Below are 15,617 nucleotides of genomic sequence, written 5' to 3'. Positions count from 1 at the left end.
GACCAGGGGGAGTCTCATCCCCGGCGCCCGTTCTCGGTAGCGTGTCCGAGGAGGGGTTCACACCAGCGGAACGAGGAGGGCGCTGTGAACACTGACGAGAACGGGAGCCCGCAGGAGGCTCCGTCGACAGGGCGCCACGCGGCGCCCGAGGGGGCACCACGGCACCCCGCGATCGACCTGTCCCGGGACCCGAACCCCGGCAAGCCGGACCACGCGAAGCCGGACGAGGACTGAGGAGCGGAGGGCCCCGGACGCGAAGTCCGGGGCCCTCCGCTCACACCGGTTCCTCGCTCCGTTTCCGTTCCCGGAGCGCGAAGGCCATCAGGGCCCCGCCCGCGGCGAGACCGAAGGCCCCGAACCCGACGATCACCCAGGCGGCGGAGGTGGTCTCGATCATCACCGTCGGCCACAGCCGGGAAAGGGTGACCCGGATGGTGTCGCCCTCCTTCGGCAGCGGGGTCAGCGACATCCAGGCGCTGTCCTCGAGGTGCTCGACCTTCCCGTCGAGGACGTAGTCCCCGTCGATGGTGTCGGTGAAGCCGCGGCGGTCGCCGGGCCGCGCGTCCCGGTCGATCACCTCGGTGACCTTCAGCTCTACGGGCTGGGCGAGGCCCGTGAGGTGCATGAGCCCATCGGCGGTGGCGACCGTGCCGGGCAGCAGGCAGGCCAGCGCGAACGCGCCGATCAGGACGACGTGCCAGACCGGCTCCGTCTTCCCGCGCCGTTCCCGCAGCTTGCCGAGGCGCAGCCCGACGAAGCACACCACGAATGGCAGGAACACGAACAGGAAGACGAACATGAACACGCCGCCGGCCAGTCCACCCGACAGGGCGGCGGGCAGCAGCCACGACGTCGTGGTGACGGTGCTGACGAGCCCGGCCGAGATCCGCAGCGCGACCCCGAAGCGACGGCGTCCGCGCGACCCCGTGCGGTAGAGCCGCATCCCGGCGGCCTGCAGCACGGCGGCCAGCACGTACCCGCAGACGGCGACGACGAAGTGTTCGAGGACGCTCACGCCGCCGCCTCCGCGAGCTTGTCCAACGCGCGCACCAGCCGCCGCCGGGACAGGTGCCCGAACCAGCTCACCGACCGCATCCCCGCGTCGGACTGCACCACGTCACCGGTGTCCAGCAGCTTCCGGTTCCGCGCCCACTCGACGAAGTCCGGGTAGAACGCCATCGGGTCCCCGTTGAGCACCCTGCCGCGCCGCTCCGCGTTGAAGCCCGAGAACGGCTGGTCGGACACGGCCATGGTGACGACGGAGTAGTACCGCACCCGCCGGCGCGGCACCTGGCCGGGCAGCCGCCGCAGCCAGTACGTCACCGAGACCTCGACCCCGTGCACGGGCCGCCCGGCGTGGGTGCCGACGAACTCGCACAGCATGCCCGGCAGCGGGGTTTCCCAGTCCTGGCTGCCGTCGCCGGGCAGCTCGTCCTCCGCCTCGTACCCGGTGAACCGCCCGCGTGCCCGCCAGCCGCGCTCGCGGGCGAACGCGGGCAGCACGACGAGCCGGAACACGACGGGCCCGAGGACGGCCCACAGGGCCCACACCAGCAGCGGGACCACCACGACCAGGCCGGCGACGGCGCTCGCGTCGAAGGTCATCGGTCAGAAGTCCAGGTTCTCTTTGGTTTCCTCCGTCGAGGCCTCCTCGCCGGTGTCCCCGTACTCGACGGCCTTGCTGACGCCGTCGAAGTACCCGGGGACCTTCGACGGCTTGACCTGGTCCTTCGCGGTGTCGACGACGTTGTTCCGCAGCGACTTGCCGAGCCCGTCGGTGACGCGGCTGCCCACCATGCCCTCGGCCGAGTCGTACAGCCGGGCCGACCGGCTCGCGGTGCGGCCCGCGGCCTGCGCCGACTCGACCTCCAGGTGTGCGAGGCTCGCGTTCATCTTCTTGGTGTCCATGACCCGGCTGAAGTTCGTCCTCAGGTTCGTCATGAAGGACTTCAGGTTCGCCAGGACCTGGCGGATCTTGTCCAGCAGCTGCTGCAGCTTGCTGACCTGCCGCGTCGCGCGCGAGCCGGTCTGCGCCGCCCGCACGCCGGTCGCGGCGCCGGCCGCCGCCGTGGACCCGCCGCACGTCGGCACCGCGGCCGCGAGCGCGGGGATCCAGATCATGATCAGCCAGGTGATCAGCTCGGTGAGCAGGCCTTTGATGAACTCCTCGATGACTGTCATGATCATGCTGGAGATCTGCAGCAGCTGCGCGATGTCGCCGGCCTTCGCGGCCACCCCGTCGATCCCGCCGGCGAACTGGCCCAGCTTGTCCGCCGCGGTCTCGGCGGCCTGGCCCTCCCACTTGGCCAGCGCCTCCTGCGCGTGCCGGCCGAACTGCTCGCCGAAGTCGGCGAGGCCCTGCCCGATGTTGCCGAAGTTGCCCGCGGCGCGGGACAGCTCCTCACCGTCGCCGCTGACGAAGTGGATGGCGTCCTGCAGCGGCTGGCAGATGGCGATCAGGAAGTCGAGGCCCTTGCCGACGAGCCAGCCGATCGGGTCGGTGGCGATCTCCGTGACGTCCATGCACGACTGCACGAACCCGCCGCCCTCCGCGGCGACGCTGCGGACGTCCTCGAAGCTGACGCTGCCGTCGGCCAGCGCGTCCTTGCCGGCCTGGAACACCTTCCAGCCATCACCCGCGATGGGGATCGACTCGACGACCTGGTCGCCGTAGCTCTTCTCGTCCTCGATCTCGATGGAACCCAGTGGGTCCGACACGACTGCCCCCTCAGGCGTTCAGGTCCCTGACGACGACGTCGTCGAGTTGTTTCACGATGTCGGCCAGGCTCTGTTTGTGCTCGTCGTCCTTGTCCCGGTACGCCTTGGCCGCGCCGCCGATCTTGTCCGAGGCCGACTCGAGGCCGTCCTCCATCTCCTTCAGCAGGTCCTTGAGGTCGTTCAGCATGTCGGAGTACTTCTGCTTCACGAACAGCCCGACGATGCCCCACGACTTGTCGCTGACGTCGGTCTCGCCGACCTGCTCGGTGACCTTCGCGACGGCCTCCTTGTTGCCCTTGAGGTCGCCCGAGTACTTCGTCAGCGCGGCGATGTCGACCGCGTACCCGTCCTTCGGCGCCATCACTGGTCCTCGTTGTCGTAGAGGTTGAGGTAGCCGCCGCCCTCAGGCCGCTGCTGGGACCGCGGCGGCGGGGGAGGGGTCTGCTGCTGGTCGCGGCGCAGGAAGTTCTCCTGCGAGAAGTCGTCGGGCTCGGGCGCGGGGCGCTGCGGCCGCGGGCGCGGCCCCGCCGCGGGCGGTGCGGGCGGCTGCGGGGGCATCGGCGGGCGGCCCGCGGGCGGGGGCGGCGGTGGCACGGCGGGCCGGCCGGCGGGCGGGGGCGGCGGCGTGTCCTGCTGCGCGAGGGTGGCCTTCAGCTCCTCCGGCGTGGTGCCGAACAGCTGGGCCTGCGTCTCCAGCACCTGGTCGGTGAGGTGCATGTCGTCGCCGATGGCCTCCTCGACGATCCCCGCCTGCCGCCGCGCGGCCTCGGCGACCGCCTGCCGGAGGGTGGTCATCAGCGTGGCGGACAGCGCCTGCGGCGACTGGCGCAGCGCGAGGTCGGTCAGCCGGATGTCCTTGATCGCCCCCGACGGGCCGGCGACCACGGTCACGGCCCGGTCGGGTGAGGTGGCGACCGCCTCCAGCGCCGCCAGCTCCTGCTGCATCTGCCCGATGCTCGCGAACTGGTCGTCGACGCGCTTGAGCTTCGCCTGGAACTGTTCGAACTGGGCGACGAGCTGGTCGAACTCGGCTGACACGAGGGGACCTCCCCGGTTTGGACGACTTGAGCGGCCCCATCCTGACCGAACGAGGACCGCCGGTGGGCCGAACGGCGCAATTGACCATAAAGGCCACTCGACCGGGCCATGCGGGCGGGAATGACCTGGGCCCGGGGCGCGTTGTAACCCACGCGGGTGGCCTGCGGCTCCCCGTGTCGAAGCGCCCACACCCGCGGGTGGATCGGCTAGGGTGGAACGACGAGCCCCCGCGCCCGTTCCCCGCGTCCCGAAGCCACCCCCGATGTGACCGGTCTCGGACGGGGCGGGTATCTTTGACGACTGTGCCCGGCACGTGCTGGGCCGCTCTGCGTGCCGTCAGGCCTCGTCAGGGTGTTCCGACACCCCGGCAGGCGCCGCGGTGAAGCGGAGCTCCGCGGAAATCCGAGGAAACGTTATCGGCCGCAAGGCCTAGACGCGGGCCGACACGCCCGACCTCGGGGGCCGGGGACGGAAGACGGAACAAGCAAGACGCGACAGAAAGCTGGTCCATTGCCCACGATCCAGCAGCTGGTCCGCAAGGGCCGCCAGGACAAGGCTGCCAAGCAGAAGACCGCGGCGCTCAAGGGGAGCCCGCAGCGGCGTGGCGTGTGCACCCGCGTGTACACCACCACCCCGAAGAAGCCGAACTCGGCGCTGCGCAAGGTCGCGCGTGTGAAGCTGACCAGCGGCATCGAGGTCACCGCCTACATTCCCGGCGAGGGCCACAACCTGCAGGAGCACTCGATGGTGCTCGTGCGTGGTGGTCGTGTGAAGGACCTCCCCGGCGTCCGCTACAAGATCATCCGCGGTTCCCTGGACACCCAGGGCGTGAAGAACCGCAAGCAGGCGCGCAGCCGGTACGGCGCGAAGAAGGAGAAGAGCTGATGCCCCGCAAGGGACCGGCCCCGAAGCGGCCGTTGATCTCCGACCCGGTCTACGGCTCCCCGCTGGTCACCCAGCTGGTGAACAAGGTGCTGACCGACGGGAAGCGGTCGCTGGCCGAGCGGATCGTGTACGGCGCGCTGGAAGGCGCCCGCGAGAAGACCGGCACCGACCCGGTCGTCACCCTCAAGCGCGCGCTCGACAACGTCAAGCCCGCGATCGAGGTGAAGAGCCGCCGCGTCGGTGGTGCCACCTACCAGGTGCCGATCGAGGTCAAGCCCGGCCGCTCGACCACCCTTGCGCTGCGCTGGATCGTCGCCTTCTCCCGGCAGCGTCGTGAGAAGACCATGATCGAGCGCCTGCAGAACGAGCTGCTCGACGCGAGCAACGGCCTCGGGGCCAGCGTGAAGCGCCGCGAGGACACCCACAAGATGGCCGAGTCCAACAAGGCGTTCGCCCACTACCGGTGGTGAACGCAGCCCGGCTGCCGACGAAAGCCTGGCCGGGCCCCACGCTTCTAGACAGGGGATTTGTGCAGTGGCACGCGAAGTGCTGACCGACCTGAACAAGGTCCGCAACATCGGCATCATGGCCCACATCGACGCCGGTAAGACCACCACCACCGAGCGGATCCTGTTCTACACCGGGATCAACTACAAGATCGGCGAGGTGCACGACGGCGCCGCGACGATGGACTGGATGGAGGAGGAGCAGAAGCGGGGTATCACCATCACCTCGGCTGCGACCACCACCTTCTGGAACGACTACCAGATCAACCTGATCGACACGCCCGGTCACGTCGACTTCACCGTCGAGGTGGAGCGCAACCTGCGCGTGCTCGACGGTGCCGTCGCGGTGTTCGACGGCAAGGAAGGTGTCGAGCCCCAGTCCGAGCAGGTCTGGCGCCAGGCCGACAAGTACGACGTCCCGCGCATCTGCTTCGTCAACAAGATGGACAAGCTGGGCGCGGACTTCTACTTCACCGTCCGCACCATCTCCGACCGCCTGGGTGTCCGGCCGCTGCCCATCCAGCTGCCGATCGGCGCCGAGAACGAGTTCGAGGGTGTCATCGACCTGGTCCGGATGAAGGCCCTGGTCTGGCGCGGTGAGGTCAAGAAGGGTGACGACTACACCGTCGAGGACATCCCGGCCGAGCTCGCCGACCGCGCCGCGGAGTACCGCGAGAAGCTGGTCGAGGCCGTCGCCGAGACCGACGACACGCTGATGGAGAAGTTCCTCGAGGGCGAGGAGCTGACGGAGGCCGAGATCAAGGCCGGTATCCGCAAGCTCGTCATCACCCGCGAGGCGTTCCCGGTGCTCGCCGGTTCCGCGTTCAAGAACAAGGGCGTGCAGCCCATGCTCGACGCGGTGATCGACTACCTGCCGTCGCCGCTGGACGTGCCGGACGTCGAGGGCACGCTGCCCGACGGCGAGACCCCGGCCTCCCGCAAGGCGTCGACCTCGGAGCCGTTCTCCGCGCTCGCGTTCAAGATCGCCGCGCACCCGTTCTTCGGCAAGCTCACCTACATCCGGGTCTACTCGGGCAAGGTTTCCGCGGGCGCCCAGGTCATCAACTCGACCAAGGAGCGCAAGGAGCGCATCGGGAAGATCTTCCAGATGCACTCCAACAAGGAAAACCCGATGGACGAGGCCCAGGCCGGCCACATCTACGCGGTCATCGGCCTCAAGGACACCACCACGGGTGACACCTTGAGCGACCCGCAGCACCCCATCGTGCTCGAGTCGATGACCTTCCCGGAGCCGGTCATCAAGGTGGCCATCGAGCCGAAGACGAAGGCCGACCAGGAGAAGCTCTCCAACGCGATCCAGAAGCTCGCCGAGGAGGACCCGACCTTCCGGGTCAGCCAGGACGAGGAGACCGGCCAGACGATCATCGAGGGTATGGGCGAGCTGCACCTCGAGGTGCTGGTGAACCGCATGAAGTCCGACTACAAGGTCGAGGCGAACATCGGTAAGCCGCAGGTCGCCTACCGCGAGACGATCCGCAACGCGGTCGAGAAGTACGAGTACACGCACAAGAAGCAGACCGGTGGCTCCGGTCAGTTCGCGAAGGTGATCATCGCGCTGGAGCCGCTCGCGACTACGGACGGTGCTCTCTACGAGTTCGACAACAAGGTCACGGGTGGCCGCATCCCCCGGGAGTACATCCCCTCGGTGGACGCGGGTGCCCAGGACGCCATGCAGTACGGCGTGCTGGCCGGATACCCGCTCGTCGGGTTGAAGGTGACCCTGTTGGACGGTGCGTACCACGAGGTCGACTCTTCGGAAATGGCCTTCAAGATCGCCGGTTCGATGGCGCTCAAGGAGGCCGCGAGGAAGGCCCACCCGGTACTGCTGGAGCCGATGATGGCGGTCGAGGTGACCACGCCCGAGGACTACATGGGTGACGTCATCGGTGACCTCAACTCCCGCCGTGGCCAGATCCAGGCCATGGAGGAGCGGGCGGGCACCCGCGTCGTGAAGGCGCTGGTTCCGCTCTCGGAGATGTTCGGGTATGTCGGTGACCTGCGGTCTCGCACCCAGGGTCGCGCGAACTACACGATGACCTTCGACTCCTACGCCGAGGTTCCGGCGAACGTCGCGAAGGAGATCATCGCGAAGGCGACGGGGGAGTAATCCCTTAAGCACCCAACGCGGGCGCCGTCGGGGGACTCCCCTAAGGTCCGCACAACGAACCAGATCGAGTCGCTGTCCGACTAAGCCACGTCGGCCGGTGAGCAAGCAACAGTCCAGGAGGACATTCCAGTGGCGAAGGCGAAGTTCGAGCGGAGCAAGCCGCACGTCAACATCGGAACCATCGGTCACGTCGACCACGGGAAGACCACTCTGACCGCGGCGATCACCAAGGTTCTGCACGACAAGTACCCGGACCTGAACGAGTCCCGGGCGTTCGACCAGATCGACAACGCGCCGGAAGAGAAGCAGCGCGGTATCACGATCAACATCTCGCACGTCGAGTACCAGACCGAGAAGCGCCACTACGCGCACGTGGACGCCCCCGGTCACGCGGACTACATCAAGAACATGATCACCGGTGCCGCCCAGATGGACGGCGCGATCCTGGTGGTCGCCGCGACCGACGGCCCGATGCCGCAGACCCGTGAGCACGTGCTGCTCGCCCGCCAGGTCGGTGTGCCCTACATCGTCGTGGCGCTGAACAAGGCCGACATGGTCGACGACGAGGAGATCCTCGAGCTCGTCGAGCTGGAGGTCCGCGAGCTGCTGTCCTCGCAGGAGTTCCCCGGCGACGACGCCCCCGTGGTCAAGGTCTCCGGCCTCAAGGCCCTCGAGGGTGACCCGAAGTGGGCGGAGTCGGTCCTGGAGCTCATGCAGGCCGTCGACGACAACGTGCCGGACCCGGTGCGTGACCTCGACAAGCCCTTCCTGATGCCGATCGAGGACGTCTTCACCATCACCGGCCGCGGCACCGTCGTGACCGGTCGTGTGGAGCGCGGCCAGATCAACGTCAACGAAGAGGTCGAGATCGTCGGCATCAAGGAGAAGTCGCAGAAGACGACTGTCACCGGTGTCGAGATGTTCCGCAAGCTGCTCGACTCGGGCCAGGCCGGTGACAACGTCGGCCTGCTGCTGCGTGGCATCAAGCGTGAGGACGTCGAGCGCGGCCAGGTCGTCGTGAAGCCCGGCACCACGACTCCGCACACGGAGTTCGAGGGTTCGGTCTACATCCTGTCCAAGGACGAGGGTGGCCGTCACACGCCGTTCTTCAACAACTACCGCCCGCAGTTCTACTTCCGCACCACCGACGTGACCGGCGTCGTGACCCTCCCCGAGGGCACCGAGATGGTCATGCCGGGCGACAACACCGAGATCAAGGTGCAGCTGATCCAGCCGGTCGCCATGGACGAGGGTCTGCGGTTCGCCATCCGTGAGGGTGGCCGGACCGTCGGCGCGGGCCAGGTCACCAAGATCATCAAGTGATTCCCTCCCGGCCCCGGGGCGCTTATAGCACCCCGGGGCCGGGTTGCGAAATCACGTGTGCGACACTATTCGGGTTGCTCGTCGCAGGGCGGCCGATTCTCGTTGAGGATCCGGCCGCCCTTGCGTGAGCGGCCTGGGGCCGGCTAGCCCGGCGAAGACTCAGACCAACCGGCACGACAACTCTTCCTACGGGATCAGTCTGCGTTCGGCAGGGCGACACGCCCGACCGCGTGGACCGGGCGAAAGCCAGTTGACGTGCGGAAATAGCGGCACAAGACGGTAAGGACGAGCTGCAACCATGGCGGGACAGAAGATCCGCATCAGGCTCAAGGCCTATGACCACGAGGCGATCGACGCCAGCGCGCGCAAGATCGTGGAGACGGTGACGCGCACCGGAGCCTCGGTCGTCGGACCTGTGCCGCTGCCCACCGAGAAGAACGTTTACTGCGTCATCCGCTCGCCGCACAAGTACAAGGACTCGCGCGAGCACTTCGAGATGCGCACGCACAAGCGTCTGATCGACATCCTCGACCCGACGCCGAAGACGGTCGACGCGCTCATGCGCATCGACCTGCCGGCGAGCGTCGACGTCAACATCCAGTAAGCGTTGGGCGAGCGGCGGAGATAAGAGACTCATGTCTGACAGGGAAGTGAAGGGCATCCTGGGCACCAAGCTCGGCATGACCCAGGTCTTCGGCGAGGACAACCGGATCATCCCGGTGACCGTCGTGCAGGCCGGGCCGAATGTCGTCACCCAGGTGCGCACCAAGGACAACGACGGTTACGAGGCCGTGCAGCTGGCGTTCGGCGCCATCGACCCGCGCAAGGTCAACAAGCCGCGCACCGGGCACTTCGACAAGGCCGGCGTGACCCCGCGCCGCCACCTCGTCGAGCTGCGCACGGCCGACGCCGGCAGCTACGAGGTCGGCCAGGAGATCACCGCCGAGGTGTTCTCCGCCGGTTCGCGCGTCGACGTCACCGGCACCAGCAAGGGCAAGGGCTACGCCGGTGTCATGAAGCGCCACGGCTTCAAGGGCCAGGGCGCGAGCCACGGTAACCAGGCCAAGCACCGCGCGCCGGGCTCGATCGGTGGCTGCGCCACCCCGGGCCGCGTGTTCAAGGGGCTGCGCATGGCCGGCCGGATGGGTGGCGTCCGCACCACGACGCAGGGCCTGACCGTGCACGACGTGCGCGCCGAGGACGGCCTGCTGCTCATCAAGGGTGCCGTTCCCGGCCCCAAGGGCAGCCTCGTGTTCGTCAAGACCGCCGCGAAGGGTGGTGCGACCGCATGACCGCGACGATCGAGCTGAAGACCCCCGAGGGCAGCGCTCAGGGCACCGTCGAGCTCCCCGCGGAGATCTTCGACGTGCAGGCCAACGTGCCGCTGATGCACCAGGTCGTGGTGGCCCAGCAGGCCGCCGCCCGCCAGGGCACGCACGACACCAAGACCCGCGGTGAGGTCTCCGGTGGCGGCAAGAAGCCGTACCGGCAGAAGGGCACCGGCCGCGCCCGCCAGGGTTCGACCCGTGCGCCGCAGTTCGCCGGTGGTGGCACCGTCCACGGCCCCACGCCGCGCGACTACGCCCAGCGCACCCCGAAGAAGATGAAGGCCGCCGCCCTGCGTGGCGCCCTCTCCGACCGGGCGCGCGCGGGCCAGGTGCACGTGGTGACCGAGCTGGTGACCGGCGAGAAGCCGTCCACCAAGGCGGCGCTGAAGACGCTGGCCGCGGTGACGCAGGCCAAGCGCATCCTCGTGGTGCTGCACCGCGGCGACGACGTGGCGTGGCTGTCGGCCCGCAACCTGCCGAACGTGCACCTGCTCTGGTTCGACCAGCTGAACACGTACGACGTGCTGGTCAACGACGACGTGGTGTTCACGAAGGCCGCGTACGACGCCTTCGTCGAGGGCCCCGCGAAGGGCAAGTCCGTCAAGGCGTCCGCGACGTCGAGCGAGCTGGAAGGGAGTGACCAGTGAGCAGCGTGGCGATTCCCGACCCGCGTGACATCCTGCTCGCGCCGGTGATCTCCGAGAAGTCCTACGGGCTGCTCGAGGACCACAAGTACACGTTCATCGTCCGGCCGGACGCCAACAAGACCCAGATCAAGATCGCGGTCGAGCAGGTCTTCGGCGTCAAGGTGGTCAGCGTGAACACGCTGAACCGGACCGGCAAGCGCAAGCGGACCCGCACTGGCTTTGGCAAGCGCAAGGACACCAAGCGCGCCATCGTGACGCTGTCCGCCGAGAGCAAGCCGATCGAGATCTTCGGCGGACCCGCCGCGTAAGGGACGGAAGCTGTCATGGGTATTCGTAAGTACAAGCCGACGACCCCGGGCCGTCGTGGCTCGAGCGTCTCGGACTTCGCCGAGATCACCCGGTCGACCCCGGAGAAGTCGCTGCTGCGCCCGCTGAGCAAGAGCGGTGGCCGCAACGCCTCCGGCAAGATCACCACCCGGCACAAGGGCGGCGGTCACAAGCGTGCGTACCGGCTGATCGACTTCCGGCGCAACGACAAGGACGGCATCCCGGCCAAGGTCGCGCACATCGAGTACGACCCGAACCGGTCCGCCCGCATCGCGCTACTGCACTACGTCGACGGCGAGAAGCGCTACATCATCGCCCCCGACAAGCTCCGCCAGGGCGACACGGTGGAGTCCGGCCCGCGTGCCGACATCAAGCCGGGCAACAACCTGCCGCTGCGCAACATCCCGGTCGGCACCGTGGTGCACGCGATCGAGCTCCGTCCCGGTGGCGGCGCGAAGATCGCCCGCTCCGCCGGTGCCCGCGTGCAGCTCGTCGCCAAGGACGGCCCGTACGCCCAGCTGCGGATGCCCTCGGGCGAAATCCGCAACGTGGACGTGCGCAACCGCGCCACCGTCGGCGAGGTCGGCAACTCCGAGCACCAGAACATCAACTGGGGCAAGGCGGGCCGCAACCGCTGGCGTGGCAAGCGCCCGACCGTCCGTGGTGTCGTGATGAACCCGGTCGACCACCCGCACGGTGGTGGTGAGGGCAAGACGTCCGGTGGTCGCCACCCGGTGAACCCGAACGGCAAGCCCGAGGGCCGCACGCGTCGCCGCAAGCCGTCCGACCAACTGATCGTCCGCCGCCGGCGTACCGGCAAGAAGCGCTGAGCAGGGAGGTAGAAGCACATGCCGCGCAGCCTGAAGAAGGGCCCGTTCGTGGACGACCACCTGCTCAAGAAGGTGGACGCGCTCAACGAGTCCGGTAAGAAGACGGTGATCAAGACGTGGTCCCGCCGGTCCACGATCATCCCCGACATGCTGGGGCACACGATCGCCGTGCACGACGGCCGCAAGCACGTCCCGGTGTTCGTCACCGAGGCGATGGTGGGTCACAAGCTGGGCGAGTTCGCCCCGACGCGGACCTTCAAGGGCCACATCAAGGACGACCGCAAGTCGCGCCGCCGCTGAGCGCGCACCGAGAAGAGGAACTAACGAATGAGTGCCCAGACTGACGCTACGGCCGAGGCTTTGCCGACGGCTTACGCGCGGGCTCGCTTCGTCCGGGACTCGCCGATGAAGGTGCGCCGGGTGATCGAGCTGATCAAGGGTCGCAACGCCCAGGAGGCGCTGGCGATCCTGCGGTTCGCCCCGCAGGCGGCGAGCCAGCCGGTGGCGAAGGTGCTCGCGAGCGCCATCGCCAACGCGGAGAACAACCTGGACCTGGACCCCGAGACGCTGTGGGTGAAGAACGCCTACGCCGACGAGGGCCCGACGCTCAAGCGCATCCGCCCGCGGGCCCAGGGCCGCGCGTACCGGATCCGCAAGCGGACCAGCCACATCACGGTCGAGGTCGAGTCCCGGCCTGAGAAGAAGAGCGGTAAGAAGAAGGGTGGCCGGTAGTGGGCCAGAAGATCAACCCGCACGGCTTCCGGCTCGGGATCACCACGGACTGGAAGTCCCGCTGGTACGCCGACAAGCAGTACGCGGAGTACGTGGCCGAGGACGTCAAGATCCGCAAGCTGCTGTCCACCGGCATGGAGCGCGCCGGCATCTCCAAGGTCGAGATCGAGCGCACCCGTGACCGCGTCCGCGTCGACATCCACACCGCCCGGCCCGGCATCGTCATCGGCCGCCGCGGCGCGGAGGCCGACCGGATCCGCGGCGCGCTGGAGAAGCTGACCGGCAAGCAGGTCCAGCTGAACATCCTCGAGGTCAAGAACCCCGAGGCCGACGCCCAGCTCGTCGCGCAGAGCGTCGCGGAGCAGCTGTCCAACCGCGTGGCGTTCCGCCGTGCGATGCGGAAGGCGATCCAGACCTCGATGCGCTCGCCGCAGGTCAAGGGCATCCGCGTGCAGTGCGGTGGCCGCCTCGGCGGTGCCGAGATGTCGCGCTCGGAGCACTACCGCGACGGCCGCGTGCCGCTGCACACGCTGCGTGCCGACATCGACTACGGCTTCTTCGAGGCCCGCACCACCTTCGGCCGCATCGGCGTCAAGGTGTGGATCTACAAGGGCGACATCGTCGGTGGCCTGAAGGCCAAGAACGAGCGGGACGCCGCCGCGGCCGCCGAGCGCGCGCCGCGTCGCGACCGTCCGTCCCGTCCGCGCCGCTCCGGCGCGTCGGGCACCACGCCGACCTCCACCGAGGCCGGCCGGGCCGCGGCTCAGGAGCGCAGCGGTGGCGCCAAGACTGACATGGACGTCGCGACCAGCGAGGCCCCTGCGCAGGGCAAGCCGGACGCGGCCGAGAAGACGGAGGGCTGAGGCGTGCTCGTCCCACGCAAGGTCAAGCACCGCAAGCAGCACCACCCGAAGCGCACCGGTGCCGCCAGTGGCGGCACGAAGGTGACCTTCGGCGAGTACGGCATTCAGGCGCTTGAACCCGCTTACGTGACCAACCGGCAGATCGAGTCCGCTCGTATCGCCATGACCCGGCACATCAAGCGTGGCGGCAAGATCTGGATCAACATCTTCCCGGACCGCCCGCTGACCAAGAAGCCCGCCGAAACCCGCATGGGTTCCGGTAAGGGTTCGCCGGAGTGGTGGGTCGCCAACGTCAAGCCGGGCCGCGTCATGTTCGAGATGAGCTTCCCGAACGAGGCGACCGCCCGCGAGGCGCTCCGCCGCGCGATCCACAAGCTGCCGATGAAGTGCCGAATCGTGACCCGTGAAGGTGGTGAGTTCTGATGGCGAAAGCCGGAGTCGCTCCCTCGGAGCTGCGTGAGCTCACCAACGAGGAGCTGGTGCTGCGTCTGAAGGAGGCCAAGGAGGAGCTGTTCAACCTCCGCTTCCAGATGGCCACCGGGCAGCTGGACAACAACCGTCGGCTGCGCACCGTGCGCACCGACATCGCGCGGATCTACACGATCATGCGCGAGCGGGAGCTGGGCCTGTCGGTCGCTCCCGACGGTGAGAACGAGGAAGGTGCGGCATGAGCGAGACCGAACAGCTCGCGGCGCAGCCGGTGCAGAAGCGGGACTCGGGTCGTAACTACCGCAAGGTTCGCGAGGGTTACGTCGTCTCGGACAAGATGGACAAGACCATCGTGGTCGAGCTCGAGGACCGCAAGAAGCACCCGAAGTACCCGAAGGTCGTCCGCACCACCAGCAAGGTGAAGGCGCACGACGAGGAGAACAGCGCCGGCATCGGCGACCGCGTGATTCTCATGGAGACCCGCCCGCTGTCGGCCACCAAGCGGTGGCGGCTCGTGCGGATCGTGGAGAAGGCCAAGTAAGTAGGGGTTCGCGCCCCTATCCGTTCCGCCAGGCTCGCGCGAGCGAGAACCGGCGAGACATACAGGAGTTGACGTGATCCAGCAGGAGTCGCGGCTGCGAGTCGCCGACAACACGGGTGCCAAGGAGATCCTCTGCATCCGCGTGCTCGGTGGATCGGGGCGGCGCTACGCGGGCATCGGCGACATCATCGTCGCCACCGTTAAGGACGCCATCCCGGCTGCCGGGGTGAAGAAGGGTGACGTGGTCAAGGCCGTCGTCGTCCGCACGGTGAAGGAGCGGCGTCGCCCGGACGGCTCCTACATCCGGTTCGACGAGAACGCCGCGGTGCTCATCAAGAACGACAACGAGCCGCGGGGTACCCGCATCTTCGGCCCGGTCGGCCGTGAGCTGCGCGACCGCAAGTTCATGAAGATCATCTCGCTGGCTCCGGAGGTGCTCTGACATGAAGGTCAAGAAGGGTGACACGGTCGTCGTCATCTCGGGCAAGGACAAGGGCGCCAAGGGCAAGGTCATCCAGGCCTACCCGGACCGCCAGCGCGTGCTGGTCGAGGGCGTGAACCGGATCAAGAAGCACACCCGGATCACCCAGACCCAGCGCGGCGCCCAGTCCGGCGGCATCGTCACGCAGGAAGCGCCCATCCACGTCTCGAACGTGATGGTCGTGGACTCGGACGGCAAGCCGACCCGGGTGGGCTACCGCATCGGCGAGGACGGCAAGAAGGTTCGCATCTCGCGCCGGACCGGTAAGGACATCTGATGACGACCGCAGAGAAGATCCAGCCGCGGTTGAAGACCCGCTACCGCGAGCAGATCAAGAACGAGCTCCAGCAGGAGTTCACCTACGCCAACGTGCACCAGATCCCGGGCGTGGTGAAGGTCGTCGTCAACATGGGTGTCGGCGACGCCGCGCGGGACAGCAAGCTCATCGAGGGCGCCGTCCGCGACCTGACGCTCATCACCGGGCAGAAGCCCGAGGTGCGCAGGGCGCGCAAGTCCATCGCGCAGTTCAAGCTGCGCGAGGGTCAGCCGATCGGCGCCCGCGTGACGCTGCGCGGTGACCGCATGTGGGAGTTCCTGGACCGGCTGCTGAGCATCGCGCTGCCGCGCATCCGGGACTTCCGCGGGCTTTCGCCCAAGCAGTTCGACGGCAACGGCAACTACACGTTCGGTCTCAACGAGCAGTCGATGTTCCACGAGATCGACCCCGACTCCATCGACCGCCCCCGCGGCATGGACGTCACCGTTGTCACCACCGCTACCACCGATGACGAGGGCCGCGCGCTGCTCCGCAAGCTCGGCTTCCCGTTCAAGGAGGCGTAAG

General features: G+C 68.1%; 24 protein-coding genes. 19 read left to right on the top strand and 5 right to left on the bottom strand.

All coding sequences use genetic code 11. The features are described from left to right. Window positions 1-84 precede the first annotated feature (84 nt). Window positions 85-234: a hypothetical protein gene (locus BMZ92_RS07760; protein ID WP_091505040.1), complete on the top strand. Its 150-nt coding sequence runs from the start codon at window positions 85-87 to the stop codon at window positions 232-234. Window positions 235-274: 40 nt separating this feature from the next. Here the strand turns inward: BMZ92_RS07760 and BMZ92_RS07755 are convergent, their stop codons facing one another. The 5 genes from BMZ92_RS07755 to BMZ92_RS07735 are packed head-to-tail and all read right to left on the bottom strand — an operon-like array spanning window position 275 to window position 3,756. After that, window positions 275-1,015 (bottom strand): hypothetical protein, encoded by a 741-nt coding sequence (locus BMZ92_RS07755; RefSeq protein ID WP_091505039.1) that lies wholly within the window; start codon window positions 1,013-1,015, stop codon window positions 275-277. Next, window positions 1,012-1,605 carry a hypothetical protein gene (locus BMZ92_RS07750; RefSeq protein ID WP_091505038.1) on the bottom strand — a complete coding sequence of 198 codons (594 nt, stop codon included), beginning with the start codon at window positions 1,603-1,605 and terminating at the stop codon, window positions 1,012-1,014. Before BMZ92_RS07750 ends, BMZ92_RS07755 begins: the two co-directional genes overlap by 4 nt. 3 nt (window positions 1,606-1,608) lie before the next feature. Beyond that, window positions 1,609-2,718, bottom strand: coding sequence for a WXG100 family type VII secretion target (locus tag BMZ92_RS07745; RefSeq protein ID WP_091505037.1), 1,110 nt, complete (start codon window positions 2,716-2,718; stop codon window positions 1,609-1,611). A 10-nt stretch (window positions 2,719-2,728) separates the two neighbouring features. After that, window positions 2,729-3,079, bottom strand: a complete 351-nt coding sequence (locus tag BMZ92_RS07740; protein WP_091505036.1) for a hypothetical protein — start codon at window positions 3,077-3,079, stop codon at window positions 2,729-2,731. Next, window positions 3,079-3,756, bottom strand: a complete 678-nt coding sequence (locus BMZ92_RS07735) for a YbaB/EbfC family nucleoid-associated protein (protein WP_091505035.1) — start codon at window positions 3,754-3,756, stop codon at window positions 3,079-3,081. The genes BMZ92_RS07740 and BMZ92_RS07735 overlap by 1 nt, the downstream gene beginning before the upstream one ends. A 510-nt stretch (window positions 3,757-4,266) precedes the next feature. Here BMZ92_RS07735 and rpsL point away from each other — a divergent pair. The 18 genes from rpsL (at window position 4,267) to rplE (ending at window position 15,616) form a co-directional block, all read left to right on the top strand. After that, window positions 4,267-4,641, top strand: coding sequence for a 30S ribosomal protein S12 (gene rpsL / locus BMZ92_RS07730; RefSeq protein WP_003102113.1), 375 nt, complete (start codon window positions 4,267-4,269; stop codon window positions 4,639-4,641). Then, the gene (rpsG, locus tag BMZ92_RS07725) at window positions 4,641-5,111 is read left to right on the top strand and encodes a 30S ribosomal protein S7 (RefSeq protein WP_091505034.1); all 471 of its coding nucleotides are present in this window, start codon (window positions 4,641-4,643) and stop codon (window positions 5,109-5,111) included. The genes rpsL and rpsG overlap by 1 nt, the downstream gene beginning before the upstream one ends. 64 nt (window positions 5,112-5,175) lie before the next feature. Then, window positions 5,176-7,275 carry an elongation factor G gene (gene fusA / locus BMZ92_RS07720; protein ID WP_091505033.1) on the top strand — a complete coding sequence of 700 codons (2,100 nt, stop codon included), beginning with the start codon at window positions 5,176-5,178 and terminating at the stop codon, window positions 7,273-7,275. A 129-nt stretch (window positions 7,276-7,404) separates the two neighbouring features. Continuing rightward, on the top strand, window positions 7,405-8,598 hold the full coding sequence (tuf, locus tag BMZ92_RS07715; protein WP_091505032.1) for an elongation factor Tu: 1,194 nt from the start codon (window positions 7,405-7,407) through the stop codon (window positions 8,596-8,598). 298 nt (window positions 8,599-8,896) lie between these two features. Continuing rightward, entirely contained in the window at window positions 8,897-9,202 is a 306-nt protein-coding gene (gene rpsJ, locus BMZ92_RS07710; protein ID WP_003883485.1) for a 30S ribosomal protein S10, read from the top strand. Window positions 9,203-9,233: 31 nt separating this feature from the next. Beyond that, the gene (gene rplC, locus BMZ92_RS07705; protein WP_091505031.1) at window positions 9,234-9,890 is read left to right on the top strand and encodes a 50S ribosomal protein L3; all 657 of its coding nucleotides are present in this window, start codon (window positions 9,234-9,236) and stop codon (window positions 9,888-9,890) included. After that, the gene (gene rplD, locus BMZ92_RS07700) at window positions 9,887-10,573 is read left to right on the top strand and encodes a 50S ribosomal protein L4 (RefSeq protein ID WP_091505030.1); all 687 of its coding nucleotides are present in this window, start codon (window positions 9,887-9,889) and stop codon (window positions 10,571-10,573) included. Before rplC ends, rplD begins: the two co-directional genes overlap by 4 nt. Then, entirely contained in the window at window positions 10,570-10,881 is a 312-nt protein-coding gene (gene rplW, locus BMZ92_RS07695) for a 50S ribosomal protein L23 (protein WP_091505029.1), read from the top strand. The genes rplD and rplW overlap by 4 nt, the downstream gene beginning before the upstream one ends. Window positions 10,882-10,896: 15 nt before the next feature. After that, the gene (gene rplB, locus BMZ92_RS07690; protein ID WP_091505028.1) at window positions 10,897-11,730 is read left to right on the top strand and encodes a 50S ribosomal protein L2; all 834 of its coding nucleotides are present in this window, start codon (window positions 10,897-10,899) and stop codon (window positions 11,728-11,730) included. An 18-nt stretch (window positions 11,731-11,748) separates the two neighbouring features. Next, window positions 11,749-12,030 (top strand): 30S ribosomal protein S19, encoded by a 282-nt coding sequence (rpsS, locus tag BMZ92_RS07685; RefSeq protein WP_027940998.1) that lies wholly within the window; start codon window positions 11,749-11,751, stop codon window positions 12,028-12,030. A 27-nt stretch (window positions 12,031-12,057) separates the two neighbouring features. Then, on the top strand, window positions 12,058-12,462 hold the full coding sequence (gene rplV, locus BMZ92_RS07680) for a 50S ribosomal protein L22 (protein WP_091505027.1): 405 nt from the start codon (window positions 12,058-12,060) through the stop codon (window positions 12,460-12,462). Beyond that, on the top strand, window positions 12,462-13,325 hold the full coding sequence (rpsC, locus tag BMZ92_RS07675) for a 30S ribosomal protein S3 (protein ID WP_091505026.1): 864 nt from the start codon (window positions 12,462-12,464) through the stop codon (window positions 13,323-13,325). Before rplV ends, rpsC begins: the two co-directional genes overlap by 1 nt. A gap of 3 nt (window positions 13,326-13,328) precedes the next feature. Next, window positions 13,329-13,748, top strand: coding sequence for a 50S ribosomal protein L16 (gene rplP, locus BMZ92_RS07670; protein WP_091505025.1), 420 nt, complete (start codon window positions 13,329-13,331; stop codon window positions 13,746-13,748). Further along, window positions 13,748-13,996: a 50S ribosomal protein L29 gene (gene rpmC / locus BMZ92_RS07665; RefSeq protein ID WP_091505024.1), complete on the top strand. Its 249-nt coding sequence runs from the start codon at window positions 13,748-13,750 to the stop codon at window positions 13,994-13,996. The genes rplP and rpmC overlap by 1 nt, the downstream gene beginning before the upstream one ends. Beyond that, window positions 13,993-14,295 carry a 30S ribosomal protein S17 gene (gene rpsQ, locus BMZ92_RS07660; RefSeq protein WP_091505023.1) on the top strand — a complete coding sequence of 101 codons (303 nt, stop codon included), beginning with the start codon at window positions 13,993-13,995 and terminating at the stop codon, window positions 14,293-14,295. Before rpmC ends, rpsQ begins: the two co-directional genes overlap by 4 nt. Before the next feature lie 73 nt (window positions 14,296-14,368). Further along, on the top strand, window positions 14,369-14,737 hold the full coding sequence (gene rplN, locus BMZ92_RS07655) for a 50S ribosomal protein L14 (protein ID WP_091505022.1): 369 nt from the start codon (window positions 14,369-14,371) through the stop codon (window positions 14,735-14,737). Between the two features lies 1 nt (window position 14,738). Then, window positions 14,739-15,053 carry a 50S ribosomal protein L24 gene (gene rplX / locus BMZ92_RS07650; RefSeq protein WP_091505021.1) on the top strand — a complete coding sequence of 105 codons (315 nt, stop codon included), beginning with the start codon at window positions 14,739-14,741 and terminating at the stop codon, window positions 15,051-15,053. Then, window positions 15,053-15,616, top strand: coding sequence for a 50S ribosomal protein L5 (rplE, locus tag BMZ92_RS07645; protein ID WP_091505020.1), 564 nt, complete (start codon window positions 15,053-15,055; stop codon window positions 15,614-15,616). The genes rplX and rplE overlap by 1 nt, the downstream gene beginning before the upstream one ends. Window position 15,617: the final 1 nt, after the last annotated feature.

This window comes from Amycolatopsis sacchari (genome assembly GCF_900114035.1).
GTDB lineage: Bacteria > Actinomycetota > Actinomycetes > Mycobacteriales > Pseudonocardiaceae > Amycolatopsis_E > Amycolatopsis_E sacchari.
Note: the sequence above shows the minus strand (reverse complement) of the source record. Positions and strands in the feature narration are given on the sequence as shown.

What these genes read in the sequence shown, in the direction of transcription:
- BMZ92_RS07750 (WP_091505038.1), bottom strand. Translation starts at nt 1,605, where the DNA reads ATGACCTTCGACGCGAGCGCCGTCGCCGGCCTGGTCGTGGTGGTCCCG.
- BMZ92_RS07740 (WP_091505036.1), bottom strand. Translation starts at nt 3,079, where the DNA reads ATGGCGCCGAAGGACGGGTACGCGGTCGACATCGCCGCGCTGACGAAG.
- rpsG (WP_091505034.1), top strand. Translation starts at nt 4,641, where the DNA reads ATGCCCCGCAAGGGACCGGCCCCGAAGCGGCCGTTGATCTCCGACCCG.
- rpsJ (WP_003883485.1), top strand. Translation starts at nt 8,897, where the DNA reads ATGGCGGGACAGAAGATCCGCATCAGGCTCAAGGCCTATGACCACGAG.
- rplC (WP_091505031.1), top strand. Translation starts at nt 9,234, where the DNA reads ATGTCTGACAGGGAAGTGAAGGGCATCCTGGGCACCAAGCTCGGCATG.
- rplD (WP_091505030.1), top strand. Translation starts at nt 9,887, where the DNA reads ATGACCGCGACGATCGAGCTGAAGACCCCCGAGGGCAGCGCTCAGGGC.
- rplB (WP_091505028.1), top strand. Translation starts at nt 10,897, where the DNA reads ATGGGTATTCGTAAGTACAAGCCGACGACCCCGGGCCGTCGTGGCTCG.
- rpsS (WP_027940998.1), top strand. Translation starts at nt 11,749, where the DNA reads ATGCCGCGCAGCCTGAAGAAGGGCCCGTTCGTGGACGACCACCTGCTC.
- rplV (WP_091505027.1), top strand. Translation starts at nt 12,058, where the DNA reads ATGAGTGCCCAGACTGACGCTACGGCCGAGGCTTTGCCGACGGCTTAC.
- rpmC (WP_091505024.1), top strand. Translation starts at nt 13,748, where the DNA reads ATGGCGAAAGCCGGAGTCGCTCCCTCGGAGCTGCGTGAGCTCACCAAC.
- rpsQ (WP_091505023.1), top strand. Translation starts at nt 13,993, where the DNA reads ATGAGCGAGACCGAACAGCTCGCGGCGCAGCCGGTGCAGAAGCGGGAC.
- rplX (WP_091505021.1), top strand. Translation starts at nt 14,739, where the DNA reads ATGAAGGTCAAGAAGGGTGACACGGTCGTCGTCATCTCGGGCAAGGAC.
- rplE (WP_091505020.1), top strand. Translation starts at nt 15,053, where the DNA reads ATGACGACCGCAGAGAAGATCCAGCCGCGGTTGAAGACCCGCTACCGC.